Origin of the sequence: Pedobacter psychrotolerans (genome assembly GCF_004340665.1) — a bacterium.
In the GTDB taxonomy this organism is placed as follows: domain Bacteria; phylum Bacteroidota; class Bacteroidia; order Sphingobacteriales; family Sphingobacteriaceae; genus Pedobacter; species Pedobacter psychrotolerans.
Genome location: NZ_SLWO01000004.1, coordinates 539,595 through 566,093, shown reverse-complemented (window position 1 = coordinate 566,093; position 26,499 = coordinate 539,595). Strand labels below are relative to the sequence as shown.

16 protein-coding genes are annotated in these 26,499 nt (G+C 39.7%); 9 read left to right on the top strand and 7 right to left on the bottom strand.

Annotated elements, in window-relative coordinates:
* Positions 1-10: 10 nt before the first annotated feature.
* A complete protein-coding gene (locus EV200_RS12635; protein WP_229676722.1) occupies positions 11-1,345 on the top strand; it encodes an HlyD family secretion protein in 1,335 nt (444 codons plus the stop codon).
* Positions 1,346-1,720: 375 nt separating this feature from the next.
* Entirely contained in the window at positions 1,721-2,275 is a 555-nt protein-coding gene (locus tag EV200_RS12630; RefSeq protein ID WP_132533116.1) for a hypothetical protein, read from the top strand.
* A 230-nt stretch (positions 2,276-2,505) separates the two neighbouring features.
* Here the strand turns inward: EV200_RS12630 and EV200_RS12625 are convergent, their stop codons facing one another.
* The 4 genes from EV200_RS12625 to EV200_RS12610 all read right to left on the bottom strand — a co-directional run bounded on the left by EV200_RS12625 (position 2,506) and on the right by EV200_RS12610 (position 10,685).
* Positions 2,506-4,641, bottom strand: coding sequence for a xanthine dehydrogenase family protein molybdopterin-binding subunit (locus tag EV200_RS12625; RefSeq protein WP_132533114.1), 2,136 nt, complete (start codon positions 4,639-4,641; stop codon positions 2,506-2,508).
* A gap of 15 nt (positions 4,642-4,656) precedes the next feature.
* Entirely contained in the window at positions 4,657-5,640 is a 984-nt protein-coding gene (locus EV200_RS12620; RefSeq protein ID WP_132533112.1) for an FAD binding domain-containing protein, read from the bottom strand.
* Positions 5,641-5,657: 17 nt separating this feature from the next.
* On the bottom strand, positions 5,658-6,440 hold the full coding sequence (locus EV200_RS12615; RefSeq protein WP_132533110.1) for a (2Fe-2S)-binding protein: 783 nt from the start codon (positions 6,438-6,440) through the stop codon (positions 5,658-5,660).
* A 168-nt stretch (positions 6,441-6,608) separates the two neighbouring features.
* Complete coding sequence (locus EV200_RS12610; RefSeq protein ID WP_132533108.1) at positions 6,609-10,685, bottom strand: hybrid sensor histidine kinase/response regulator transcription factor; 4,077 nt, start codon at positions 10,683-10,685, stop codon at positions 6,609-6,611.
* Positions 10,686-10,879: 194 nt separating this feature from the next.
* On the opposite strand from EV200_RS12610, the gene EV200_RS12605 reads away from it, so the two are divergent.
* The 6 genes from EV200_RS12605 (at position 10,880) to EV200_RS12580 (ending at position 22,845) form a co-directional block, all read left to right on the top strand.
* Positions 10,880-13,861: a SusC/RagA family TonB-linked outer membrane protein gene (locus EV200_RS12605; protein ID WP_132533106.1), complete on the top strand. Its 2,982-nt coding sequence runs from the start codon at positions 10,880-10,882 to the stop codon at positions 13,859-13,861.
* A gap of 43 nt (positions 13,862-13,904) precedes the next feature.
* Entirely contained in the window at positions 13,905-15,512 is a 1,608-nt protein-coding gene (locus tag EV200_RS12600) for a RagB/SusD family nutrient uptake outer membrane protein (protein ID WP_132533104.1), read from the top strand.
* A gap of 17 nt (positions 15,513-15,529) precedes the next feature.
* Complete coding sequence (locus EV200_RS12595; protein WP_132533102.1) at positions 15,530-16,645, top strand: SusE domain-containing protein; 1,116 nt, start codon at positions 15,530-15,532, stop codon at positions 16,643-16,645.
* Positions 16,646-16,652: 7 nt separating this feature from the next.
* A complete protein-coding gene (locus tag EV200_RS12590) occupies positions 16,653-17,708 on the top strand; it encodes a glycoside hydrolase family 53 protein (RefSeq protein ID WP_208864544.1) in 1,056 nt (351 codons plus the stop codon).
* Between the two features lie 97 nt (positions 17,709-17,805).
* Entirely contained in the window at positions 17,806-20,349 is a 2,544-nt protein-coding gene (locus EV200_RS12585) for a membrane or secreted protein (protein ID WP_132533100.1), read from the top strand.
* Positions 20,350-20,400: 51 nt separating this feature from the next.
* Positions 20,401-22,845: a DUF4982 domain-containing protein gene (locus EV200_RS12580; RefSeq protein ID WP_132533098.1), complete on the top strand. Its 2,445-nt coding sequence runs from the start codon at positions 20,401-20,403 to the stop codon at positions 22,843-22,845.
* 89 nt (positions 22,846-22,934) lie between these two features.
* Here the strand turns inward: EV200_RS12580 and EV200_RS12575 are convergent, their stop codons facing one another.
* Complete coding sequence (locus EV200_RS12575) at positions 22,935-23,309, bottom strand: chorismate mutase (RefSeq protein WP_132533096.1); 375 nt, start codon at positions 23,307-23,309, stop codon at positions 22,935-22,937.
* A 461-nt stretch (positions 23,310-23,770) separates the two neighbouring features.
* Entirely contained in the window at positions 23,771-24,325 is a 555-nt protein-coding gene (locus tag EV200_RS12565; protein WP_132533092.1) for a cyclic nucleotide-binding domain-containing protein, read from the bottom strand.
* Positions 24,326-24,746: 421 nt separating this feature from the next.
* Between EV200_RS12565 and EV200_RS12560 the strand changes: the two genes are divergently transcribed.
* Positions 24,747-24,977 (top strand): helix-turn-helix domain-containing protein, encoded by a 231-nt coding sequence (locus EV200_RS12560; protein ID WP_132533090.1) that lies wholly within the window; start codon positions 24,747-24,749, stop codon positions 24,975-24,977.
* Positions 24,978-25,735: 758 nt separating this feature from the next.
* Here EV200_RS12560 and EV200_RS12555 read toward each other — a convergent pair.
* On the bottom strand, positions 25,736-26,395 hold the full coding sequence (locus EV200_RS12555) for a class I SAM-dependent methyltransferase (protein WP_132533088.1): 660 nt from the start codon (positions 26,393-26,395) through the stop codon (positions 25,736-25,738).
* Between the last annotated feature and the right edge of the window lie 104 nt (positions 26,396-26,499).

The following is a 26,499-nucleotide window of genomic DNA, read 5'->3' as shown; positions in this document are numbered from 1 at the left end:
GAAAAAAATAGTGGAAAATAAAATAGAAGAGTATGCCGTATTATCCAAAGCAAAACTCATTTCCTCCAATGGCCCAAGGTTACTAGGCAGGGTGATGATCGGTGTATTGATCCTCTTCATTATTATCTTGCTTTTGCCATGGAGACAAACCATATCCGGACGTGGAATCGTTACCGCCCTTAGACCTGAGGATAGACCACAAACCATCCAAAATCAAATTGGTGGCAGGATTGAGCATTGGGCCGTTCGCGAAGGGCAGGAAGTAAAAAGAGGAGATACCATTTTAATTCTTTCAGAGACCAACCAATCCTATTTTAATCCGGATCTTCCCGATAGGTTGAATGAACAACTGGCTGCAAAAAAAGGAAGTGAAATGGCCGCTGAACAAAAAATTTCAGCAACAAATGCACAGATTAGCGCTTTAAGCAGTGGTTTGAGGATTCAGTTATCTGCTGCGGAAAACAATGTGGTGCAGGCACGTAATACTGTTAGAATAGACAGCGCAGAACTGGTTGCGGTGAAAAACTATTATCAAACCAGTAAGGCCAGATTAGAGCGCTATGAGGTTGGATATAAAAACGGACTCTTTTCACTAACAGATATTGAAACACGTCGACTGAAACTCCAGGAAGACAAAGCTAAAGAAATAAGTCAGGAAAATAAGCTCAACAGTTCGAAGCAGAGTTTGGCCAATGCCTACATCGAGTTGGATAACATCCGTGCAAAATACAGCCAGTCGCTGGCATCAGCACAATCAGATAAAAGTTCGGCACTCTCTGGTAAAGCTTCAGTAAAGGAAGAGATAGCGAAGCTGAGAAACGAAATGTCTAATGTAAACATCAGGCGTGGATTGTATGTGGTCAGGGCACCTCAGGATGGTTACATCGTGAAAACCCTTAAAGCCGGAATCGGTGAAAATATTAAGGAAGGAGAATCGGTCGCTACACTTCAGCCGCTCTCGCCATTGGTGGCCGCAGAAATTTATGTAGATGCGATGGATGTCCCGCTCATTCTGGATAGCAGCAATGTGCGCCTGCAGTTTGAGGGTTGGCCTTCGGTACAATTCTCTGGTTGGCCATCGGTTGCCATCGGAACTTTTGGAGGTAAAGTTTCTGTAATTGATAGGGTAAGCACAGATGGTAAGTATCGGGTGTTGGTGAGGCAGCCTAATCAAACGCCGAAAAATGACGAACCCTGGCCAATTCAGCTTCGTCAGGGTTCTGGAGTATATGGAAGGGTAATCCTCAGAACAGTTCCGGTTTGGTATGAAATTTGGCGTCAGCTAAACGGTTTCCCCCCAAGTTTGGATAAAGCACCTACAGCAGAAAATATCAATAACAAATAATGGGTGGTTTTACTTCATGTTACTTAACTTATGTGGGTTAAACAAAGAACCATTAATAAGATTTGCTTGCCGATATCGCCTGGAAATGTTAAAGCTAAAGCTTAATGTAAAAGGTTTTTTTCTCACCGGAGAAGAGATTTCTCCGGGGGTGTGAGGTGCAAAAGTTTGAACTCGGGGAAAGTAATTTATCTCTCATTAATCCCCGGAAAATAGAAGCAATATTAGTTGCTGAAAATGAGATTGATACTGCATCTTTAGACCTGTTGCCACAAGAAAAACCTGCCTCTTGGTAATCTTAACATCGTTCTGATGACCAATACGGCATCATCTTTGCTGATGCTCCAACTCAGATTTATAGCACTTAAATATTTAAAAATGATGAAGAACCTACACGTATTTTACCCGAAACAATTATTATCTTTTTTAGCCTTGGGGCTCCTGCTTTTATCTTCCTGCTCAGAATCACCTTCAAAATTCTTCGATATCACCATTCTGAATACCAATACCATTAAAGACTTCGCCAGTCCAGATTTAGCCCGCCATATTCAGGATGAAACAACGGAATTTCCAGATATTCCTTCCAGTAAGAAAAAGGGTGATGAAGCAGTAAAATATGTGAAGATGCATACCTTATTTATGGATCAAGCGCTGGAAAAAATCAAAAAGATATCTGCCTCAGGAGATGAACAGAAAGAAATTCAAAAACTATCTATTGATTTATATGAGTATGTAATTCCAGTTTATAAAAACGAATATCTTGCTTACGCAAAACTTTGCGATACAAAAGGTGATCAAAGTGCCAAAGATGAAATCATTAAAAATATCGATACGAAATACGGACCTACCTTTGTGCAAAAGCACGATGCCTTGATGGATAAAGGTAAGGCTTATGCCGAAAAACACAACATTCAGGTGAGCTGGGGAGAATAGGTGTCAAGCATTTGATAGTCATCGATAGTGAGACCCCAAATTGTATATTCGTCATTGCGAGGCACGAAGCAATCTATTTTGTAGTAAGATTGCTTCGTGCCTCGCAATGACGATGATTTAAGGGAAGGCTGTTTGAGTAAGATTCTATATTTGTCTTCCTGTTTTACTTTCCTCTTTTAATCGGTATTTCAAAAACCGAAAACCAAAACCAGTAAAAACCTTTCGTCTTTTTAGGAAGGAAGCAATTTATCTGGGGTAATTGGTAAAGACCTGATTCTTTTGCCCGTTGCATTGAAAACGGCATTGGCTATTGCCGCCGCAACGCCTACAATACCAACTTCACCAATTCCTTTTACGCCCATTTTATTAGGAATCAAATCGACTTCATTGATAAACATGGCATCTAATTGACCAACATCCAGGTTAGCCGGCACATGGTAATCTGCAAAAGATCTGGTGGCAAAATTTCCATACCGTGGGTCGACAACCGATTCTTCCGTTAGTGCCATTCCAATTCCCCAGATATTTCCACCTATAATTTGTGACCTGGCTGTTTTCGGATTGAGAATTTTTCCGGCCCCGGTTACAGCAAGAAAACGGGTTACTTTTACCATCCCGGTTAATTTGTTGATGCTTACTTCAGCAAAATTTGCATTAAAGCTGTGTGCCGAATATTGTTCGGCTTCTGCAGGGGCTTTCGAACTAGATTGGGTTTCAAATGCAGCTATTTTTTCTGAGATCATTAAATCATTGGCGGTTGGCCTGACGAAAAATTGTTTCCCGGATTTGGCGAGGAGTTCATCCGTAATTTTGCCGCAGGCATCATTTACTGCATTGGCAAAACTGGAGGCACCCACTGAACCGACTGATCCGGCAGCAGGAGGGAGGTCTGAATCGCCAATTTTCATGGTAATTCGAGATAGGGGAATTCCTAATCCATCGGCAGCAGTTTGCGCAAGAATAGTATTCGTACCCGTTCCGAGATCAGATGCTGCAATCTCCACTGTGGCATAAACCTGACCATTCTTTAAGGTAAGTTTAATATTTGCTGAACTGTCTCGCTGACGGGCCGGATAAGTACCGCAAGCTACACCGTAGCCAATTAAATTTTCTCCAGAGAAATGAGTTCCCGGGATGGCTTTGCGTTTTTCCCAGCCAAAAGCCTTGGCGCCTTCTTCCAAACATTTTACTGTGGTTCGGGAGCTCCATGGTTTGCCATTTGACGGATCTTTTTTAGGTTCATTTTTAATCCGCAGGGCAATAGGATCCATTTTCAATTGATGCGCCAGTTCGTCCATTGCACATTCAAGTGCAAAACTACCGGTCGATTTGCCGGGACCACGGGTGTAAGTGGGCAGAATCAGGTTCATAGGCACTACCCGGTAAGATATCAAAGAATTCGGAACCTCATACATGATTTTGGAACAATCGCCACAGGGTTCAATGTACTCAAAATCAACAGCCGTATGTGAAATGGTTTCATGTGCTAAAGTGGTTAGTACGCCCTCCTTAGTTGCACCCAAACTTATCTTTTGTATATTTCTTTGCCTTAAACCTACAGAATTGAACATTTGCTGCCGAGTAAGTGCCAGTTTTACCGGGCGCTTAACCATTTGTGCAGCTACAGCCGTAAGTACTAAATTAGCCCACTGTCCGCCCTTTGAACCAAAACCGCCTCCAATATAGGGTGAAACAATCCTTACTTGTTCGGGCTTTAAGTTTAACGTGGCTGCGGCGGCCGTTTGTGCGCCATTTATAATCTGCGAACCATTATAAAGAATCACATTTTCTCCTTCCCATACGGCCACTGTAGCATGCGGTTCCATTGGATGGTGGTGTTCAATAGGTGTTTCGTATTCTTCTTCAATTTTAACTTCAGCTTGTGCCAGGGCTGATTTTCCTGCACCCCTCACCAGGTCGGCTAATTCTTTCCCCTTAGGCATCTCAGGGTTTTTTGCCAGTTCATCAAAATCAATTTTCTCTGTTTTATCCTGCTGATATTTAACCTGAACAAGATGTGCTGCGGCAGTGGCCTGTTCAAAAGTTTCGGCAACCACCATACCAATATGCTGGCCATGGAAGATAATTTCAGGCCCTTGTAACAATGCTCCACCCCTTAACCCACCTTTAATATTTAATTTTGGTGCATTTTCATGTGTAATTATCTGAATTACTCCAGGAGATTTTTCAGCATCAGTGGTATTGATCTGAACAATTTTTCCGGAGGCGATGGTGCTTTTAAAAAGCACTGCATAAGCCATGTTTTTTGCAGGATAATCTGTTGCGTAACTGGCTTTACCCGTAATCTTCATGATGCCATCGATCCGATCTATGCCCTTGCCGATTATTTTATTCGTATTTTCCATAATGTTCCAGATCTCTTAACCTTTTAAAGCCACTTCAAATGCATGGATTAAAGTCTGTTTACCCATTTCTATTTTAAATTTATTGTGAGAAAGCGGTTTTGCCGAACTCATTTCCAGATCTGCAGCTTTGATGAAATTCGCAAACGTCGCAGCTTTATCCTTTAAAAATGCTTCTGCCTTTAACGCCCGCCAGGGTTTATGTGCCACACCACCCATTGCAATATGTGCAGTTTTAATGGTGTTGCCCTCAAGCTCAAAACCAGCAGCCACTGAAACCAATGCAAAAGCATATGAATTCCTGTCTCTTACTTTTATGTAGGAAGAATGACTGGCAAAATTATTTTTGGGAAGCTCTATGGAGGTAATCAGTTCACCATGGTTTAAGCTATTGTCTTTTTCAGGATGGTCTTTCGGAAGGACGTGGAAATCAGTAAAAGGAATACTTCTTTCACTGCCATTTTGCTGCATCACTTTAACATTAGCGTTTAAAGCAGAAAGCGCAATAGCCATATCAGAAGGGTAAACTGCCACACATTGATCAGACCATCCAAAAATGGCATGCATTCTGTTGAAGCCTTTCATGGCAGCACAACCACTTCCCGGAACCCGTTTGTTACAAGGCATGTTGATGTCATAAAAATAACTACATCGGGTGCGTTGCATTAAATTACCGCCATTGCTGGCCATATTTCTGATTTGTGCAGATGCACCAGCCAGAATTGCTTTGCTTAACACTGGATAATCTTTTCTGATCAGCGGATGATTGGCCGTTTCTGTATTTTTAGCGAGTGCACCCAGGCTTATGCCCGTATTAGTAGATTTTATAGTGCTTAAAGGTAACCGACCAAGATCAATGATCTCAGTGGGTTGGGCCACGTGTTCCTTCATAAGATCAAGGATGTTGGTGCCGCCCGCCAAAAATGCCGCATGCTGATGCTGATGAATCAAACCCAGCGCTTCTGATTGATTTTTGGCTATTGAAAACTTAAATGGTATCATAATCTGATGGGTTGATGTTAGCCTGCAAAAAGCCAGTTCTGTTCGATATTTTTTCCGGTTTGTGCCTCTTTAATGGCAGCAACAATATTGGGGTAGGCTCCGCAACGGCAAATATTGCCCGACATCCGCTCTGCAATCTCTTCATCTGAAAGCATTACTGCACCTGCTTGATCCCTGATATTTTGCGTGACAAAACTGGCCTGTCCTTCCTTCGCTTCTTTCATTAGCGCCACTGCGGAACAGATCTGCCCAGGTGTACAAAAACCACATTGAAAGCCATCGTGTTTTAAAAATGCCTGTTGCATAGGGTTCAGCTCGTTGTCTTTTGCAAGCCCCTCAATAGTAATAATTGATTTCCCCTCGCAGCTTGCCGCAAGTGTCAGGCAGGAGAGTACCCGGTTTCCATCAACAATCACGGTACAGGCACCACACTGGCCATGGTCACAGCCTTTTTTTGAACCGGTGAGTCCGATTCGTTCACGTAATGTATCCAGCAAGGTCATTCTAGAGTCGATGAGTACTTTTTTAGTACCTGAGTTGACTTTAAAACTGACGTTGATGCCATTTTCAATCGCCGTAGGAATCAAATCTGGTATTTCATCAAATTCAACCGATCGGGCAAAAAGCTGCTCGGCACCAACCATATGACTCACTAGCAAACCGGCAGATGCCAGGCCCATTAATTTTAAAAAATGTCGTCGCTGAAGGCCAGAGCTTAATACTTCATTAAGTTCTTCAGGCATGAGGTCGCCGAAAAGTTTTTCTTCTTCTGGGCTAAGAGGTGATTTGTTTTGTTTCATTTAGCTGTTTTGAGATGACAGGTTACTCAATTGCTGGCTGCGAATTCAGTACTTATAGAACAAGAACAAAAACGTGTGGTTTTGATCAAACAAAAATGATACGATTGCACCTGAAACAGAATCAGGCCATTACGGATGTTTTATAAAATTATGCTAAGTAGCCAAGCATTAAGTATTTTTACCCAATCCTTGAATATAAGCTGTAGGTGTAACACCAAATTCCTTTTTAAAGGCTTTTGTAAAATACGATTGTGTTTGAATCCCAATTCGATACATCACTTCAGTCATTAAAACATCCTCATTTTTCATGATTTCAATGGCTTTACGAAGTCTGGCTGAACGAACAAACTCGCCGATTGATTGCCCCGTAATTGATTTCAGTTTCTGGTAAAGTTTCGTTCTGCTCATGCCGATTTCTTTACATAAAAAGTCAATGTCCAGTTCTGGATTAACCATTTGGGCATCGATAATGGAAAGTAATTTATTCATAAAAAGTTTATCCTTTTCTGAATTAACCAGCTCTCTCGGCAGAATTTCTTTGTTTTTTAAATAATGCTCTTTTACTTTTTGTCGTTGTTCAAAAATATTACGAATGGTGATGTGTAGCAGGTTCGTATTTATTGGCTTGGTAAAATAAAGGTCTGCGCCAGATTCGGCACCTTCAATTTCAGCCTCTATGCTGTTTTTTGCCGTAAGCATTAAAAATGGAATGTGGCTGGTTTCTATATTTTCTTTAATGATGCTACAAAATTCCGTTCCGCTCATACCAGGCATCATCACATCGCTGATGATGAGGTCGGGAAGGTTTTTTCGGGCTACCTCCACGCCCTTAATGCCATCTGCTGCTTCCAGAATCTGGTATTGCCCCGCTAAAGTATCCTTTAAGAAATTACGCAGTTCATCATTATCATCCACAATTAAAATCGTTTGCTTTACCTTTTGGCTGGTCGTCACAGAAGGAGTAGTCGCTTTAATATCAGCTTCTACCTGGTACATAATGCTTTCCAGCCGCGTTCCACCAGCCGTATCGCTTTGGGTAAACAACTCTTCGTTTTGGTAATCGCCTTTGCGCACAGGAATCCCGATGATGATTTCCGTTCCTTCATTTCTCTCACTTGATACTTTGATCAAGCCTTTGTGGAGTAATGTTAAGCTTTTAACAAAGGCCAGGCCCACTCCAGAACCCAGATGTGATTCCGTTATCCTGTAATAGCGTTCGAACAAGTGCTGGATAGAAGCTTTCGAAATGCCAATTCCGTTATCAATAACCCTGAAATAAACATATTCCGTTCCCTTATAATCACTTTCAATATTCAGTTGGTTTGCAAATAGTGGCGTAACACCATCCATAGAATGAAGTACCTGGATTTTTAAAGTACCATTAGCCTTCGTATACTTCAATGAATTGTTTACCAGGTTAAGGATGATTTTTTCAATAATTTGTCGGTCAAACCATATTTCAGAGGGTAAAGTATCTTTCTCAACTGTAAATATTATGTTTTTATCAGCGGCCATTTCCTTAAACTCTTCAGCAATTTCATCAATGAAAAGGTTGAGGTTTCCGGCTGTAACATTTAACTTCAACGCACCCGTGGCAGTTTTTCTAAAATCCATCAGCTCATTAATTAACCTGAGCAGGCGGTTGGCATTGCGGTGGATGGTGTTGTAATAACTTTGGAAAGATTCCTGCTTATCTTCATTCAATAAACGCTCAATAGGACCCAAAATAAGGGAGAGTGGCGTACGGAATTCGTGCGAAATATTGGTGAAAAACTGCAGTTGTGTCTGGTGGATTTCCTCACGCTTTTCTTCCTCAATTTTTCTCAATTCCAGTCTGCGCCTGAAGCTTAAGGCCAGATAGGTGAGGTAAACAGCCGTACCAATTACCAACAACCTAAACCACCAGGTGGCCCAGAATGGGGGAGAAATGTGTACTTCAATGGATACTCCAACATTATTCCATACGCCATCATTATTGGATGCCCGAACTTTAAAGGTGTAGGTGCCGGGATCAAGATTGGTGTATACGGCCTGACGGCTATTGCCAATATTAATCCACTCTTTGTCTTCGCCTTCTAACTGGTAGGCATAATTGTTATTTTCGCTCGAAACGTAATTGAGCGCTGCAAAACGGAAGGTTATCGTTGCCTGATCGTAATCTAACTTGAGCTTTTTAGTATAGCTGATATCACTTTGCAGTATATTTTCATCGCTTTGCGGGGAGATCACCTTATTAAATATTGTTAATTCAGTGAGGTATACCGGAGGCACAAAGCCATTGGTTTTAATATCCTTTGGGAAAAAAGAGTTAAATCCATTGATTCCGCCAAAAAACATTTCACCACTTTTAGTTTTAAGATAAGCATTGGATTCAAACTCTTGTCCCTGCAAACCATCTGCCATATTGTATTGCTTGAAGGTCTGTTTCCAGGGATGATATTTAGTCAGACCATTTGCCGTAGATATCCAAAAATAGCCTTGTTCATCTTCTGTAATTCCTTTAATAAAAGCGGTGCTAAGTCCAGCCTTTTGGGTAGCCAGCGTAAATTTATTTTGACGGGCATTGAAGCGGTAGAGCCCGACCTGGCCTATCCATAAATTACCTTTCCGATCCACAAAGATTACCCGTAAATCAGGCTTTTTACCACCTTCCGTAAAGTAGTGACTAAACACTTTGGTTTTTAAATTATATCGGTTTAAACCACCATCATCTGATCCAATCCAGAGGTTTTTAGCCAGATCTTCATTAATCGATACAATATTATTGCCTGTTAAACGACTTCCGTTTGCGCCATCTGTAAGTCTTTTAAATCTATTTGTTGAGGGATCAAACAAGTTTAGTCCACCGTAATAGGTTCCAATCCAGATATTGCGATCACTATCTTCAAAAGTTTTTTGAACATAATCCGATGATATGGAATAAGGATTATTGTCGCTGTGGTTATATCTGGTAAATGTACCGTCCGTATTCATTCGGTTTAAACCACCCGCCCAGGTACCAATCAGTAATCCGCCTTTGGTTTTGGTGATGTCTAAGATGGCATCGGCACCTATTGTTTGTGGATCAAAAGGGCTGAATTTATAGTGCTTAAAAACTTTGCTTTTTTTATTATAAATGTCCAGTCCGCCGCCATCCGTACCAATGTAAATTTCTCCATTATCTGCCTCATAAAAAGCCCTGACATCATTATAGCTTAAACTGTTTTTATCAGGTTCCTGCCTGAAGAGATTAAATTTTTCGGCATTCGGACTATAAAGATTCACGCCTCCACGGTGCGTACCTACCCATAAATTACCTTGTTTATCAACGAAAAGCGCCGAAACCGTTCTTTGAGAAAGGCTGAAAGCATTCCCTGCCTGATTCTGATAATGGGTAAAATTTCCCGTTGCTGGGTCAAAGTGATTTAGCCCGCCGTTAATGCCGCCTATCCATACCTTATTTTGATGATCGAATGCAATGGCTCTGACTAAATTGCTGCCTATGCTATTGCGGTTTTTCTCCTCATGCTGGTAGGTTTTAAAGGAATTATTGGCTGCGTCAAAGTAAATCAGGCCATTTTCTTCAGTTGCCATCCAGAAGGAATTGTCTTTGGCTTTTTTGATCGTCCTGATTTTATAGTTGTTTAATTTAGCCTGCGTGGTGCCATTTGTGGTATTCAGGAGTTCAACCCCCGAATCGCTGGCGATCCAGAGTTGAGCACCAGAATCAGTATAAATATCATTGATAAAATCTTTTCTCGTACCTATATGCTGCGTATTTCCGAAGGCATAATGCTTGAGGTTTTGCTGCTGCTGGTTGACCTTAAAAAGACCAGCTCCATAAGTGCCCACCCAAATGCCTTGTTTATTTTCAGCAATGGCAGTGATGATGTTGCTATTCTGCCCGGAACCTGGATAATGGGTAAACTTACTTTGTTCCGGATTAAATTTATTAAGGCCATTGGAAGTTCCAATCCAAAGGTTTTTGTCTTTATCTTCTAAAATACACCTGATGAAGTTATCGCTGATGCTGCCCGGCTTGCCATTGCTTTTAAAAGCTGTAATCTGATTACCATCATAACGGTTAAGGCCGTCACGTGTACCAAACCAAATAAATCCACGGCTATCCTGAAAAATGCATTCTATGGTACTGTTAGATAAACCATTTTCTACGTTGATGTGCTTAAACTTTAAGTTTTGTCCGTAGCTGTTTATTGCTAAAGTAATGGAAAGAAAAGAGAAAATAAATTTAACAATACGGATCATTCGGGTGCTTCGCCAGACGCAATTTTTTAGAAGTCAAATGTAATTGATTTTTCAGCAGCTTGGGTATGTTTTGCATGGTTTGTAGGTAAATAGGGCGATATTATGACGATTAGCACAAAAAAAATGCACGATAGCACAAATCTAAAACAGCGATAAAGGCTTTATTTGTGACCACAATTCTAACCGATATTTCTATGCAGATGATTACAATTTTCTTCAAGAGTAACAAGCGAATGTTTATGCTATTGCTATTGATTTTTACCCATGGATATCTTTTCGCACAACAAGCCACTATTACTGGTGTGGTGAAAACAGCTCCTGATAATTTGGGTATGCCTGGGGTAAGCGTTCGATTAAAAGGAACAGCTACCGCAACTTCAACTGATGGAAACGGAAACTTTACCCTTAAAATTCCGGCAAATGGAATTTTAGTATTTACCTCTATAGGTTACAAAGTACAGGAAGTTCCGGTTTCCCAATCTACTAATTTAACCATTACCCTGATCGAAGATGCATCCACTTTAAATGATGTGGTTGTGGTGGGCTATGGTACCACCAGAAAACAAGATTTAACGGGTTCGGTTGCTGTGGTAGGTGTGAAGGACTTTCAAAAAGGAAGCATTACCACGCCAGAACAAATGCTTTCGGGCAAGGTTTCAGGGGTAGCCATTACCTCCAACAGCGGTCAGCCAGGTGCAGGAAGTACCATCCGGATTCGCGGAGGTTCATCTTTAAATGCCAGTAATGATCCTTTATTCGTGATTGATGGTGTACCATTAGAAAACGGTGGCGTTTCAGGTGCTTCAAATCCCTTAAGTTTCATCAATCCAAATGATATTGAAAGCTTTACCGTATTAAAAGATGCATCAGCCGCGGCCATTTATGGCGCCAGGGCATCCAATGGGGTAATCATCATCACCACCAAAAAAGGATTAAGCAACGAATTAAAAGTGAGTTTCAACTCGGTTAATTCCATTTCTAAAATTGTAAAGCAGTTGGAAGTGCTAAGTGCTGATGAAATTCGTTCCATTGTAAATTCAAAAGGAACTACTGCTCAAAAAGCGCAGTTGGGTGGCTTTAATACCAATTGGCAGGATTTGATTTACCAGGATGGATTTTCAAGTGATAATAACCTGAGCATTAGCGGTGGAATCAAAAAATTACCTTATCGCATATCTGTAGGGTATCAGAATCAAACTGGTTTATTAAGAACTGATCAACTGGAAAAAACTTCTGCAGCATTGGTACTTAATCCACGCTTTTTTGATAATCACTTAAAGGTGGATTTAAACCTGAAGGGTAGCATGCAAAAAACACGTTTTGCCAATACGGCTGCCATTGGTGGTGCGGTAAGTTTTGATCCAACGCAAGCAACTTATACCAACCGATCAGCATACAATGGCTATTGGGAATGGTTAGATCCAACCAGTCCTACAGGTTTGGTTAATTTAGTTGGCCGGAATCCGGTTGGTTTACTGGAACAAAGGGAAGATCGGGCTAAGCCCATGAGAAGTATTGGTAATTTACAACTGGATTACCAGTTCCCTTTTTTACCGGAATTACATGCTAATTTCAATGCCGCTTATGATGTGGCTACCGGAAAAGGAACCGTTTATGTTGATCCGAATGCAGCTGAATCTATTCTAAGCAATGGCGTAAGCAATCAATATAAAACCAACAGACAAAACACCGTTCTTGATTTTTACCTGAACTATGTTAAAGACTTTAAATCAATTAAAAGCAGGATTGATGCTACGGCTGGCTATTCCTATAATGATTATTTAACGACTCAATATTTTTATCCGGTTTTTGATGCCGTGGGGAATAAAGTAGCCAATTCTGATCCGGCATTTCCATTTAATAAACCTCAATATCGCCTGATCTCTTATTTTGGTCGATTTAATTATAATTACGATGAACGCTTTTTGTTAACAGCTACGGTTCGCCGTGATGGATCATCGCGTTTTGGCCCTGCGTTTAAATATGGTACTTTTCCATCTGTAGCCTTGGCCTGGACCGCGAAAAATGAAACCTTTTTAAAAGATGTTAAAGCCATTTCCAACCTGAAAGTTCGTGCCAGTTATGGTATTACTGGTCAGCAGGATGGAATTGATAACTATGGCTACCTTTCCACTTACGGTTTGAGTTCGCTAAATGCGCAATATCAGTTTGGCGATACTTTTTATCAAATGTACCGTCCAAGTGCTTACATTGCCAATATTAAATGGGAAGAAACTGCAACAGCCAATATCGGTTTAGATTTTGGTTTATTTGATAACCGCATTAGTGGTAGCCTGGATTTTTATCAGAAAAAAACCAGTGACTTACTGAATAAAATTCCACAACCGGCGGGAACAAATTTTGCCGCTACGGCAATTGTGAATGTAGGCGACATGAAGAATGAAGGGGTAGAGATGACCCTGAATTTTAATCCGGTAAAAGAAAAAGATTTTAACTGGGATTTCAGCGTGAATGCCACTTACAATAAAAATACCATCACTAACCTGACTGTTGTTCCGAACGATCCTAACTATGCAGGCTTTCCAAGTGGTTCAATAGCAGGTGGCGTTGGCGGACAATTCGTGTTTATTAATGCAGTTGGCGGACCGAAAAATACCTTTAACCTTTATGAACAGGTGTATGATCAGGCTGGAAATCCTATCGAAGGTGTTTATGTTGATCAGAATGGTGATGGTGCCATTACCGCCAGCGATTTAAAGAAAGGTAAGCAAGCAGATCCGAAATTGTTCCTGGGTTTCAGCAATAATTTGAGTTATAAAAAATGGAATCTCTCCTTTACTTTAAGGGCTAATTTAGGCGGCTATGTATACAACAATAATTATAGCCAAAGTGGTAACCTGGCACAAATTACAGGTACATCGGTTATCTTGAATGCGTCGCCAAACTACCTGACCACCAATTTCAAAACACAGCAATTGTTAAGTGATTATTACGTGCAGAATGCCTCATTCCTGCGTATGGATAACGTTAACTTAGGTTATGCTTTTGGAAAACTGTTTAAAAGCAAGGCCAATTTACAGCTAACCGCCAGCGTGCAGAATGTATTTATAATCACTAAATATAAAGGTCTTGATCCTGAGGTAGCATCCGGAGTAGATAACAATATCTACCCAAGACCTCGTGTGTATTCTATTGGCTTAAACCTTAATTACTAAACGATTACACTAAAATAAGATGAACCGTTTTAATCCAAAATATATGAAACTACGTGTTTTACAAATGTTCCTGCTGGTTTGCATGACCTCTTTTTTGATGGTTTCCTGCACCAAACTGGATTTAACACCTACTAATGATTTAATTGCCGATAATGTGTATACCAGCGTAAGCGGTTATAAACAATCATTGGCCAAAGTTTATGGTGCTTTTGCGCTTACCGGAAATGCCTCAGTTGGTCAGCCCGATATTCCAACTGAAATTATTAAAGATGAGGGTAACTCAGATTTCCTTCGCTTATACTGGAACTTGCAGGAACTCACCACAGATGAAGCGGTTTGGTCTTGGCAAAGTGATGCTGGTATTCAGGGTTTACATGAAATGAGCTGGTCGTCCACCAATTCAATCATCAATGGGTTATATTACCGTTCCTATTTTCAGATCACCTTGTGTAATGATTTCATTAACCAATCATCAGATGATAATCTGAGCAAACGTGGAATTACAGGAGCAGACGCTAATGAGGTGCGTAAGTTTCGGGCAGAGGCACGTTTTATCCGGGCATTTCAGTATTCCGTTTTAATGGATCTGTATGGAAACGTGCCTATGGTAACTGAGCAAACGCAGATTGGCGGGAAAGATTTGCCTATGCAGATGCAGCGTAAAGACTTGTTCAATTATGTAGAGTCGGAATTGAAGGCGATTGAGCCCGAACTGGCCACTGCAAAAAGTAATGAATATGGACGTGCAGATCAGGCGGCTGACTGGGCACTGTTGAGCAGGATTTATTTAAACGCTGAAGTGTACACTGGCACACCGAGATATACTGATGCCATTACCTATTGCAATAAAATTACAGGAGCAGGTTATGCCCTACACAACAATTACAGGGAATTAACGATTGCTGATAACCAATTAAACAAAGACGAATTTATATTAACGATCAACTACGATGGTACAAGTACCCAGAATTATGGCGGTACTACTTATCTGATGCATGGTCCGGCAGGTGTGCCTGCAGAGGTTTCAGGTTCTAGCGGAACCTGGGGTGGCCTGCGCATTACGCAACAGTTTGTGAACCTTTTTGCCGATAAAACAGGTGCTACTGATAGCAGGGCGCAATTTTATATGAGCGGACAAAATCTGGAAGTGAATGATCTATATACTTCTACTGACGGCTATTCAAGTACCAAATACAGAAACAAAACCCGTTCCGGCGGACCAGCACCTCATCAGGATGTGGCGAAAGATTTTTCTGATATTGATTTCCCGCTTTTCCGTTTAGGTGAAATTTACCTGACCTATGCAGAGTCTGTTTTAAGAGGAGGCACCGGCGGAAGTTTAGCCACTGCTTTAGGTTATGTGAACCAGTTACGCACCCGTGCCTATAATGGTAGTACAGCCGGAAATATTAGTTCAAGTGCCTTAACCACTGATTTCATTCTTGATGAGCGTGGAAGAGAACTTTGGTACGAAGCTTTTAGAAGAACCGATTTAATTCGTTATGGCAAGTTTACCTCTGCTAATTATTTATGGGCCTGGAAAGGTGGCACCAAGAATGGAGCGGCAGTAAATGGCAGATTTTCATTATTTCCATTGCCACCAACAGATCTTTCTGCTAATCCAAATCTTCGTCAGAACCCTGGTTATTAATTAACGCTTCAAAAAAGATGAAAAAAATATTCAATCCATTATTTACCCTGCTGCTGTTGTGCATTTTTATGCTGGGCTGCAAAAAGGATGAAAGTAGCAACGTGGTAGTAAATCCATCAGCCTCTGCTTTAGCATTTAAAAGTTCAGTATCCACAGTGGTATTAAGCCCAGCAACTGATGCGGCCAATGTAGTTAGTTTTAGTTTTGATCAGGCGAACTTTGGTGCAAATGTGGTAACAACCTATTCTTTGGAATTTGATCTTCCTACAGATACCAGTGGCGCTAACGCCTGGGCAAATGCTGTGGTGGTTAAACTTCCGCAAGGTGCATTTACTAAGGCTTATTCAGGAGCAGATTTTAATGCCCTTACCGGTGTGCAGTTAATGATGCCAACAGGTACCGTAAGTACGCTGGCCGTAAGATTAAAAGCAGAAGTAAATCAAAATACGGGGGTGGCCTCTACCATTAAACCAGTGTACTCTACTATTACCATGACGGTAAATCCATACAAAGCCATTGTGGAATATCCGGCATTGTTAGTTAAAGGTGGTAACTCCTGGAAAACGCCTGCAGTAAGAACCAATGGTTTTCTGCTCACTTCGTCTAAATTCAACAGTAAGTATGAAGGTTACCTGAATCTGCCTAACGCCGACGGCTATGGAGGCGATGCCTTTCAGCTGGTATCTACTTTGGATGCAAGTAAGGTATACGGATGGGGTGGAACGGCAACTACGATGAGTTTGAACAGTGGTAATTTATACCTTTCGCCATCACCGGCATATATGAAAGTGAATGCTGATGTAGATGCACTGACCATTTCTTATACTGCTGTTAAGTTTTTCATTTCAGGGGATGATAATGGCTGGAGTACCTCTTCCACACCATTAAACTACAATGCAACAACTGGAAAACTGGAAGCTGCAAACGTAGCATTAACAGCCGGAAAATCATTTGTATTTACCTGTAATGGCGGTTATGATATCAGTTATAAGGTTGATGCCTCTGGCAATTTAGTGTTTGCAGGTGCACCAGTATGGGGTGGAATTAATATCCCGGTAACCAAAACAGGTGTGTTTACCGTTACTTTAGATTTGAGTGCGGGCGATGGAAATTATACTTATACCATTAAATAAAATGAATATGTTCATAAAATATATAAAAGGCATCAAAGGATTTGCTTTGTTGGTGATCATGATTTTAGCCAGCGTTGGCTGTAAGAAGACCATTAAAGGTGAAACACAGCTTTATCCGGAGCCTGATGCGGTTGGAACCTATGCCAAAGGTGCTGATGTAAGCTGGGTGACTGAAATGGAAGCGGCAGGACGTAAATTTTTTAATAGTGCTGGCGAACAGCAAGATTTGTTCAAAATCCTTAAAGATAAAGGCATTAATACCATTCGTTTAAGGGTGTGGGTAAATCCGGCTTCAGGATATTGTAATACTGCAGATGTATTGGCTAAAGCAAAAAGGGCAAAGGCCGCAAACATGCGTGTGCTAATTGATTTTCATTACAGCGATACCTGGGCAGATCCTGGGCAGCAGAACAAACCAGCGGCCTGGGCCAATCAGGATTTTACCACCTTGAAAGCTTCCGTTCGCAGTCATACGGTTGCTGTTTTAACCACTTTGAAAGCAGAGAACATCATCCCGGAATGGGTGCAAGTGGGGAATGAAACCAATGATGGCATGTTGTGGAATGATGGAAAGGCATCTGTTAGTATGAAAAACTTTGCCGAATTAATTCAGGCAGGTTATGAAGGTGTAAAGGCTGTAGATCCAGCTTCTAAAGTAGTGGTGCATATTGCAAATGGATATGACAATGCTTTGTTCAGATGGATCTTCGACGGGCTAAAAGCAAATGGTGCCAAATGGGATGTGGTGGGCATGTCGCTTTACCCAACTGCGGCAGATTGGTCTTCAAAAAATACTCAATGTTTAGCCAATATGAATGATATGGTAACACGTTATGGTTCTGAAGTAATGATTTGTGAAGTGGGTATGCCCGTTACGGAAGCTGTGGCTTGCCGAGATTTTATTAAGGATATTATGGCGAAAAATAAATCGCTTGCCAATAATAAAGGCTTAGGTGTTTTTTACTGGGAACCACAATCATACAACAGCTGGAATGGCTATAAGTTAGGCGCATTTGACGATTCAGGCAAACCTACCGTTGCGATGGATGCCTTTTTGCCTTAATTTGCAAGCTGTATAAGTCGCGACCATTCCCCCCTTAGAGGAGTGACCCAAGGGTGGAGTGGTTATAAAAAAAATACGTTGACCAAAAACTTCTTCCATGATTTTAAATAAACAATATTTATTTATTCTGATCTTTATTTTGATGTCTGGCTTTGTTCGGGCACAAAATAAGCAAGGCATTTATGTAGATGCAAAAGGGGTGATCCGCTGGGAAAAGAATGATCAGGAAGCTGCCTTTTTCGGCACCAATTATACAGCGCCCTTTGCCTATGGCAATCGGGCTATTTTGAAAACGGGCATCACTGCAGAACAGGCTATTAAAGATGATGTTTACCATTTTTCCCGCTTAGGTTTAGATGCCTTTAGGGTACATGTATGGGATACGGAGATTTCAGATTCATTAGGGAATCTGCTAAACAATGAACATTTACGCCTGTTCGATTTTTTGCTGGCGGAGCTGAAAAAGAGAAAAATTAAAACATTGGTTACACCCATTGCCTTCTGGGGAAACGGATACCCTGAAAAAGATGAGCGTACCGGAAGTTTTTCCAGTAAATACGGAAAGCATGATGCATTAATTAATGAAGCGGCTTTTAAGGCTCAGGAAAATTACCTGAAACAGTTCTTCAAACATAAAAATCCATATACTGGGTTAACCTATCAGCAAGATGCTGATATTCTGGCAACCGAAGTGAACAATGAACCACAGCATAGTGGCGCACCTGGCCGCACAACAGAATACATCAACAGAATGGTAAACGCCATTAAAAGCACAGGGTGGACCAAGCCTGTTTTTTATAACATCAGTGAATCGCCTAAATATGCTGCGGCTATTGTTAAGGCAGATGTTCAGGGGCATAGTTTTCAATGGTACCCAACAGGTTTGGTAGCCGGGCATACGTTAAAAGGTAATTTTCTGCCAAATGTAGCAGCTTATCCCATTCCATTTGATACGATTCCGAACTTCGCCAACCGTGCAAAAGTAGTGTATGAATTTGATGCAGGTGATGTGATGACACCCATCATGTATCCTGCAATGGCGAAAAGTTTTAGGGCAGCAGGTTTCCAGTGGGCTACACAGTTTGCTTATGATCCAATGGCTACTGCTTATGCCAATACCGAGTACCAAACCCATTATTTAAATCTGGCTTATACGCCTTCAAAAGCCATTAGTTTATTAATCGCCTCCAAAGCATTTCATCAACTTCCCCGATCATTTAAGCCGGATAGTGAAACCAGTTTTAGTGCTTTTAAACTCGATTATAAAAAAGCACTCAGCGAAATGAATACGGCAGATGCTTTTTATTATTCCAATTCTACCGTTTCTAAACCAGTTAATGCGCAGAAGCTTCAACATATTGCAGGTGTAGGCAGTTCTCCTGTAGTTCAATATCAAGGCAATGGCGCTTATTTTATTGATCAGGTTGCCAATGGGATCTGGCGTTTGGAAGTGATGCCTGATGCGATTCCGGTTGATGATCCTTTTGCAAAAGCCTCGCCTCAAAAAATGGTCACACAAATTGATTGGAAAAATTCAGCAATGGATATTCACCTTGAAGATCTGGGAAGAGCATTTGAAATTAAAGGCTTAAATACTGGTAATCAGTATACTGCCCAAACTAAGACTGGTCGATTCAATATTTCGCCTGGAAGTTATTTGCTCATAAAGAAAGGGGTAAAATCATTATGGAAGGCTAAGGATGCCTATCAAAATATCTTCCTTGGCGATTTCGTTGCACCGAAGGCTAGCTTGAAAGGTGTTTTTGTCAAACATCAATCCTTAAAAACAGCGAGTGAAAATGTAGATCTTGAGCTTAAAATGGAGATTTTTGGTCTTCATCAAAAAGATTCTGTTTATGTGGAATTGAACAATGCGCTTGGCCAATGGAAAAGTATCGGTTTAAAACAAATTGATTCCTACCAGTTCAGTGCGATTGTTCCTGCCGAAATGCTAAAACCAGGATTATTAAATTATCAGGTTATGGTTCATCAGGCAGATGGAAAATACCGCACTTTTCCAGGGAATGTTATAGGTAATCCCTATGCATGGGATAAATTGGAAACTGAAAGCTACCAGACTTATGTAGCTGCAAAAAATGCTCATCTGGAAATCTTTAACTCCGAGCAAGACAGGAATAACATCAATATTTATAATCCAGATTGGAAGAATAATAAAATGGAATTCACTTCAAATGAAAATCCATTAAACCTGGAATTAAAGCTTTCGATGAATGCGCCAGAAAAGGCAGCTATTATGGGATTTCAAAGTTTTATTAAAGATTACCTGTTGGGAAGAATGACTGACTTATCGGGCATGAGCACATTGGTGATCCGAATGAAATCAAACCTTAAAAATGCAAAAGTGAAAGTGGGTCTAATTGATGCCGATGCACATTTCTTTTCAAAAGAGATTTCGGCTGATCCCGATTTCCGAGAAATAGAGATTCCGTTAAACCAGCTGAAAGCAGACCAGCAATTGTTATTGCCACGGCCATATCCTGGTTTCCTACCTTTATATTATCAATCGCCAACAAAAGCCAGTTTTGATTTAAACCTAATCGAAAAACTGGAAGTTACCTTTGGTTATAGCGACAAAATTCAACCCGTTAACTTAACCATATCATCTGTTTACTTTAAATAAGCGATTACCTCCATTTTAGCATAAAACCATATTCAATTACATTGATCCCTTATGAAAATTTATTCCTTAAAAAGTACGCTGATCATCTTTTTCCTATTCACTGTTACGTTTACTTCATTTGCACAAAATAGAACCGAACAACTGCTTACTGACGGATGGAAGTTTTTAAAAGGTAAAAACGAAGCCTCATTTGCAAAAGATTTTAATGACCGGGCGTGGAAAACTGTCACCGTGCCTCACGACTGGGCAATAGAAGGACCTTTTGATAAGGAAATTGACAAGCAAATGGTGGCCATCGTGCAAAACGGTGAATCAAAGCCAAGTGAGAAAACTGGCCGTACAGGCGCATTGCCCTACATTGGCGAAGCCTGGTATCGCAATACGTTCAGCCTGCCTGCCAGCGCAAAAAATAAGCAGATAATTTTGCAGTTTGATGGGGCAATGAGTGAACCAAAAGTGTATTTAAATGGTGTTAAAGTAGGCGAATGGAATTACGGTTACAATTATTTTTATATAGACATTACGGATCATGTTTTAGCAGGTCAGAAAAACGTGTTGGCTGTTCACCTGAGTAACCAGCCAAAATCGTCACGCTGGTATCCTGGTGCGGGTTTGTACCGCAATGTTCGGTTGATTACCAAAAATAAAGAAAATATTGAACAGTGGGGTGTAAGCATTACTACGCCAGAGGTAAACAAAGATTTCGCCAAGGTAAACATCAAAACCAAACTTTCTGCTCCTGGAACCAAACTGATCACCAGGATTTTAGATGGCCAAGGGAAATTGGTCGCTACAGATACAGCAAAAACATACTTTGGCAATGAAGCTGATCAAAATATTAAACTATTAAATCCAAATTTATGGAGTCCAGAAACCCCCAATCTTTACACGGCTATTTCCGGGTTATATGATGGGAATAAGCTTTTAGATGAAGTAACCACGCGTTTTGGCGTGAGGTCGATCAGTTACGTTGCCGGAACAGGCTTTAGTTTAAATGGAAAGGTTAGAAAGTTTAAGGGCGTTTGCCTGCACCATGATTTAGGTCCGCTGGGCACGGCCGTTAATGTTGCTGCATTGCGTAGACAATTGATGATTTTAAAAGATATGGGTTGTGATGCCATTCGCAGTTCGCACAATATGCCATCTTTAGAGCAACTGGAATTATGTGATGAGCTTGGTTTCATGTTCCTTGCCGAAACCTTTGATGAATGGGCAAAGCCAAAGGTAGAAAATGGTTATCACCGCTTTTTTCAGCAAGATGCAGAAAAGGATATTGTAAATTTAGTGAAAGCCACCAGAAACCATCCCTGCATTGTAATGTGGAGTTCGGGCAATGAAGTACCAGATCAATTTGGAGCTGAAGGCGTGAAACGGGCAAAATGGCTGCAGGAAATTTTCCACAGGGAAGATCCAACACGTCCGGTAACGGTAGGCATGGACCAGGTAAAAGCCACGATGGCTTCTGGTTTTGGTGCCTTGCTGGATATTCCGGGTTTAAACTACAGGGTTCATTTATATGATGAAGCCTATAAAGCATTTCCTCAAGGGATGTTATTGGGTTCTGAAACTGCTTCAACAGTAAGTTCAAGAGGGATTTATAAATTTCCTGTTGTACAAGCTAAGAATAAAACTTATCCCGATTTCCAAAGTTCATCCTATGATCTGGAATGTTGCGACTGGTCTAATGTACCAGATGATGACTTTGTGATGCAGGACGATAAGCCTTGGGTAATCGGTGAGTTTGTATGGACAGGTTTTGATTACCTGGGTGAACCTACACCGTATGATGAAAGCTGGCCTTCAAGAAGTTCCTATTTTGGTATGTGTGATTTAGCCGGGATTCCAAAAGATCGCTATTACCTATACAGAAGCAGATGGAATACAGAAAAGCCAACCTTACACTTACTCCCACACTGGAATTGGGAAGGTAGGGAAGGGCAAACCACACCTGTATTTATATATACCAATTATGAAAGTGCTGAACTTTTTTTAAATGGCAAAAGCTTAGGTGTGCAAAAGAAAAATAAGGCTACGCCTCAAAACCGTTACCGTTTAATGTGGATGGATGTAAAATACGAACCTGGTACTTTGAAAGTAGTGGCCTATGATCAAAATGGTAAAGCTGTTGCAGAGGAAACGAAAACAACCGCAGGTAAACCTTATCGCATTGTGCTTGATCCAGATCGTAAACAATTAACCGCTGATGGAAAGGACATTTCTTTCGTTACTGCAACAGTGGTGGATAAAGATGGAAATCCTTGCCCTACAGCCAACAACAGGTTGGGTTTTGAAGTAAAGGGTGATGGAATTTTTAAAGCGGTTTGTAACGGCGATGCCACTTCACTTGAAATGTTTGATAAGCCAACAATGAAACTTTTTAGCGGAAAACTCGTAATCCTTGTCCAGTCTACACACAAACAAGGCAGTATGGTATTAAAAGTTAAAGGTAAATCACTAATTAGTGGGACAGTAGAAATTTCTGCCCAAAAACAGTAGCCAGTTATTAAATACTACTTAAAAATAAACCTGATTGATGTTCAATAAAATCATGATTTATTGGACATCAATCATCAAGTTGGATGAGCTTATTGCCCGGAATGGCTTGATTTTATTTCCTCTTCCTTTCTTAAGCTTTCTTTATGAATGGCATTAAAAATTTCGGTTACAAAATCTGGTGATAAATCATGCTTTTTACCTGCTGCTATATTTTTTTCCAGTACCTGCTGAAAGCGTGCAGCCTGCAAAGGTGGGATGTTATTCTTTGCTTTATAAATCCCTATTTCTTTCACTACAAGTTCACGCTGCCCCAATAGCTCAATAAGTTGCTGATCTAAAGAATCTATTTTTTTTCTGTTACTTTCCAATGGGTTCATGGTAGATGATGGAGAAGTTGATTGTGCAAATACGCGGTCGCTGCCAATGATTAACAAGGTAACGAGTAAAAATTTTTGAAGTTTCATATCCCATTAACGTAAGTTAAACCCCAATTGATATTTAGAGAAGCACTTATTATTTATCAAAAGCAGATGGAAATAAATTTTAATATTAAATGCATAATAGCATCACAATTATTTAACATAAACGATGTTTTTCGTTCATTCATCGACTAATATCATGAGTATATCTACATGCTTATCTAATTTTTTAAAGAGATATTATGTTTGCATAATAGTTTCCATCCCTGATTAAACCAAACAAAATTGAGTGCCGCTACGCATAAATGCCCGAAATGTAAAAATCCTGAAACCTATAGAGTGAAGAGAGGATTTATTTTCGGAACCGTATTAACATTTGTTCCCGTAAGGCGGTTTAAATGTTATCGTTGTTTTAAAAGGTTTTATATTTTTTAAGGATTAATTTTTAGTTTTCTTAGTTCAGCCGATTGTTTAACGACATCGGTTTTTTTGTGGAGACAAATTGATTACAAAGTAGATGGGCGAATGTAAGTGTCTAAAAGGTCTTTTGGTAACTTTTTCTCCAGTCCAGGATAAATTTCACAGAAATAATTAAATCTGGAGGTGTGGTTGCACATTCGAAACAGCGTATTTCTGTTATTGGTATCCTGAATCATCTTTAGAAAGATGTGTTCAATCATATGCTTTTCCATATTAGGGAAATAAAGGCCTATTTCTTCCAGCTTTCTCTGACTAATTTCAAGTACTTCAGTATATTCTATCGCTTCAATGAAAAATGCCTCAGGGAGTATAGCCTTAACCTCAGAAGGTTTAATGATACTTCCACTATGGCCTAGCCAAATATTTATTCTTTCATTTTGTTCATGGATAAAAAAACCATTGAGTATGCCATATATCGTGAATAAAATTCGGTCGTCATCTTTTTTATCAGGGAAGGATAGCTGTTCACCGGGATTTATTTTAACGAGTTTAGTATGTCGGTATACTTGCTTCAATGCATGTCGGCTCATACTAAACGCTCCGAAAATTTTTAAAAAAGCTCTAGCCTTAGCTATATTCATTTTTACTTCTTTTAAATAAAACATCTAAATTCTAAGTTTTCAACGTTTGTGATAATTTCCTATATCTGTTGTTGTTTTGATGAGATTCTTTTCCATTATTAAAGACTGGAAATATGATGTATTTAGGTTTTTCGTTGAATCGGATGTAAAAGATTTTCCGATAGTTTTACTAATAAATTTTCGTTTAGAAAACAGACTGGAAGACAAATAAAATCAGCATAAAATCCGGGTGTAAAATCTACATTTGTAAAAAAAAAAGTCCCACTTTAAATGTGCATTCATTATAATAGATTAGGAATAGACTATAAAAACGTAAAGCTTTGAGGAATAAAAATAGGGATTTTAATCCCTATTTTAAAATAAATATTTTCTTTTTATTGCAGATAATAATCTTTGCATTAAAATTGTGTCAAGCTGGTTGATGAAAGGGAAGCATAAACGCAATGAACGGGGGATATCGATTCTAGCTAAAAATATAAGAAGATACAGAAAACTAAAATTACTTACAATTGAAGAATTATCTAACCTGATTGATGTTGATTATTCTCAGATTAGTAGAATGGAAAGGGGCTTAGTGAACCCTAATGTATCGATTATTTTCGATATCGCAGCTGCCTTAAATATTTCTCCTGGCCTGCTCTTAGAAGAATAACCATATCAAATCTTAAATTTCAACAATATTTACGATTAATTTTCTACGCTGATTTGATGTTTGAAAAACAAGCATTATTCTTAAAAAGAGCGGTAAATTCGTTCAGATTTAAGATTAAATCTGCACGAATTTAGAATTTGAAAAAAATATTTATGAATTGAGTGAAGATGATTTTTTTATTGCAATTAATGAGATTTTTTATATTGTAGTAAAAAGATATAAATAAAAGTAATAGAGCTTTTTTTATATGTATTTTTACTTTTATTCATTTTAGTATTTAAAAAAATACAATTATCTGTAGTTTGGGATTAGTTATAAGATTGGTGAAACTTTACTGTATAAATGTCTTCAAAATTTACACTTAGACTGACGAAGTTCTTCTTGCACACGATGCCGTTGAAACTTCTTAAGTCGATTGAGCAAACTTGCGAAGTTTCAAAGGCCGGAATAGGTGGCAAAATCGCCAGTTTAGGTAAAGCATCTAACTAGCTTTCAAATTTACATTTAGACTGACAAAGTTCTTACTGCACACCAATCCCATTGAAACTTCATAAGTCGATTGTGCAAACTTGCGAAGTTTCAAAGGGCAGAAGAGGTAGCAAAAATCGCCAGTTTAGGTAAAGCTTCTAACAAGCTTTCATTCTACATTTAGACTGACGAAGTTCTTCTTGCGCACGATCACGTTGAAACTTCGTAAGTCGATTGAGCAAACTTCTTCAGTTTAAGATAAAGTAATTAACAAGAAAGCAAAAAAAACTCTATTTTCTTCCGATAATATGTACAAAGGGTCTGACTATTTTCTGTCCATCCTGAGCCATTACTTCTTCGGTCATTTGTTTCACTTCAAGATCTCCGAAACCAGCGGTCCTGTAAAAAGTTTTCAGTTGATTAACTGTGTAGAAAGTGAAATCGGTCTGTGTCCAGGGAAGATCTTTTCCAGATTTTTGTTCGATGAACGACAGGTTAAATGTTCCACCCGGGCGCAATACGCGATGAATTTCTTTGAAGGTACTTACTGGATCACTCCAAAAATAGATGGTATTGACCGTAAAGCAGCAATCAAAAAAATTGCTTTCAAATTTTAATTTTTCACCTTCCTTTGTACTGATAAATTCTGCATGGCCTTCATTTAATTTCAAGGCCTGGGATGAAGAAATTTCTTCCATCAACTTATCCGAAAAGCTAACTCCAGCATAACTGATCCCTTTAACCTGCCGAAAAAGAAAAGGTAAATGTTTAATGTGTTGATAATCAAATTCCATAACAAAAGAATGATCTGTCAGCTTTAATTCCTCTATAGTTTTGAAGATGATATTTTGATTCTTTTGTTGGATGTCAGGATTTTTCTTCCTTCTGCTGTTGTTTTTAAAATCCGGCTTTTGTTTACTGGTTTTTATATAATCGATTGGCTTATCCATATTGTTTTGTACCCTTTTCTCAAAAAATCTATTAGGGGCGTTAATTTTTCGAGTTTAATCGTTCGGCAAAGGTGGATATTGGCTTGCGAAGGGATTTACACAAA

What these genes read in the sequence shown, in the direction of transcription:
- EV200_RS12620 (WP_132533112.1), bottom strand. Translation starts at nt 5,640, where the DNA reads ATGATACCATTTAAGTTTTCAATAGCCAAAAATCAATCAGAAGCGCTG.
- EV200_RS12585 (WP_132533100.1), top strand. Translation starts at nt 17,806, where the DNA reads ATGATTTTAAATAAACAATATTTATTTATTCTGATCTTTATTTTGATG.
- EV200_RS12590 (WP_208864544.1), top strand. Translation starts at nt 16,653, where the DNA reads ATGTTCATAAAATATATAAAAGGCATCAAAGGATTTGCTTTGTTGGTG.
- EV200_RS12560 (WP_132533090.1), top strand. Translation starts at nt 24,747, where the DNA reads ATGAAAGGGAAGCATAAACGCAATGAACGGGGGATATCGATTCTAGCT.
- EV200_RS12575 (WP_132533096.1), bottom strand. Translation starts at nt 23,309, where the DNA reads ATGAAACTTCAAAAATTTTTACTCGTTACCTTGTTAATCATTGGCAGC.
- EV200_RS12610 (WP_132533108.1), bottom strand. Translation starts at nt 10,685, where the DNA reads ATGATCCGTATTGTTAAATTTATTTTCTCTTTTCTTTCCATTACTTTA.
- EV200_RS12600 (WP_132533104.1), top strand. Translation starts at nt 13,905, where the DNA reads ATGAAACTACGTGTTTTACAAATGTTCCTGCTGGTTTGCATGACCTCT.
- EV200_RS12555 (WP_132533088.1), bottom strand. Translation starts at nt 26,395, where the DNA reads ATGGATAAGCCAATCGATTATATAAAAACCAGTAAACAAAAGCCGGAT.
- EV200_RS12605 (WP_132533106.1), top strand. Translation starts at nt 10,880, where the DNA reads ATGCAGATGATTACAATTTTCTTCAAGAGTAACAAGCGAATGTTTATG.
- EV200_RS12615 (WP_132533110.1), bottom strand. Translation starts at nt 6,440, where the DNA reads ATGAAACAAAACAAATCACCTCTTAGCCCAGAAGAAGAAAAACTTTTC.
- EV200_RS12630 (WP_132533116.1), top strand. Translation starts at nt 1,721, where the DNA reads ATGATGAAGAACCTACACGTATTTTACCCGAAACAATTATTATCTTTT.
- EV200_RS12565 (WP_132533092.1), bottom strand. Translation starts at nt 24,325, where the DNA reads ATGAATATAGCTAAGGCTAGAGCTTTTTTAAAAATTTTCGGAGCGTTT.
- EV200_RS12595 (WP_132533102.1), top strand. Translation starts at nt 15,530, where the DNA reads ATGAAAAAAATATTCAATCCATTATTTACCCTGCTGCTGTTGTGCATT.
- EV200_RS12580 (WP_132533098.1), top strand. Translation starts at nt 20,401, where the DNA reads ATGAAAATTTATTCCTTAAAAAGTACGCTGATCATCTTTTTCCTATTC.
- EV200_RS12625 (WP_132533114.1), bottom strand. Translation starts at nt 4,641, where the DNA reads ATGGAAAATACGAATAAAATAATCGGCAAGGGCATAGATCGGATCGAT.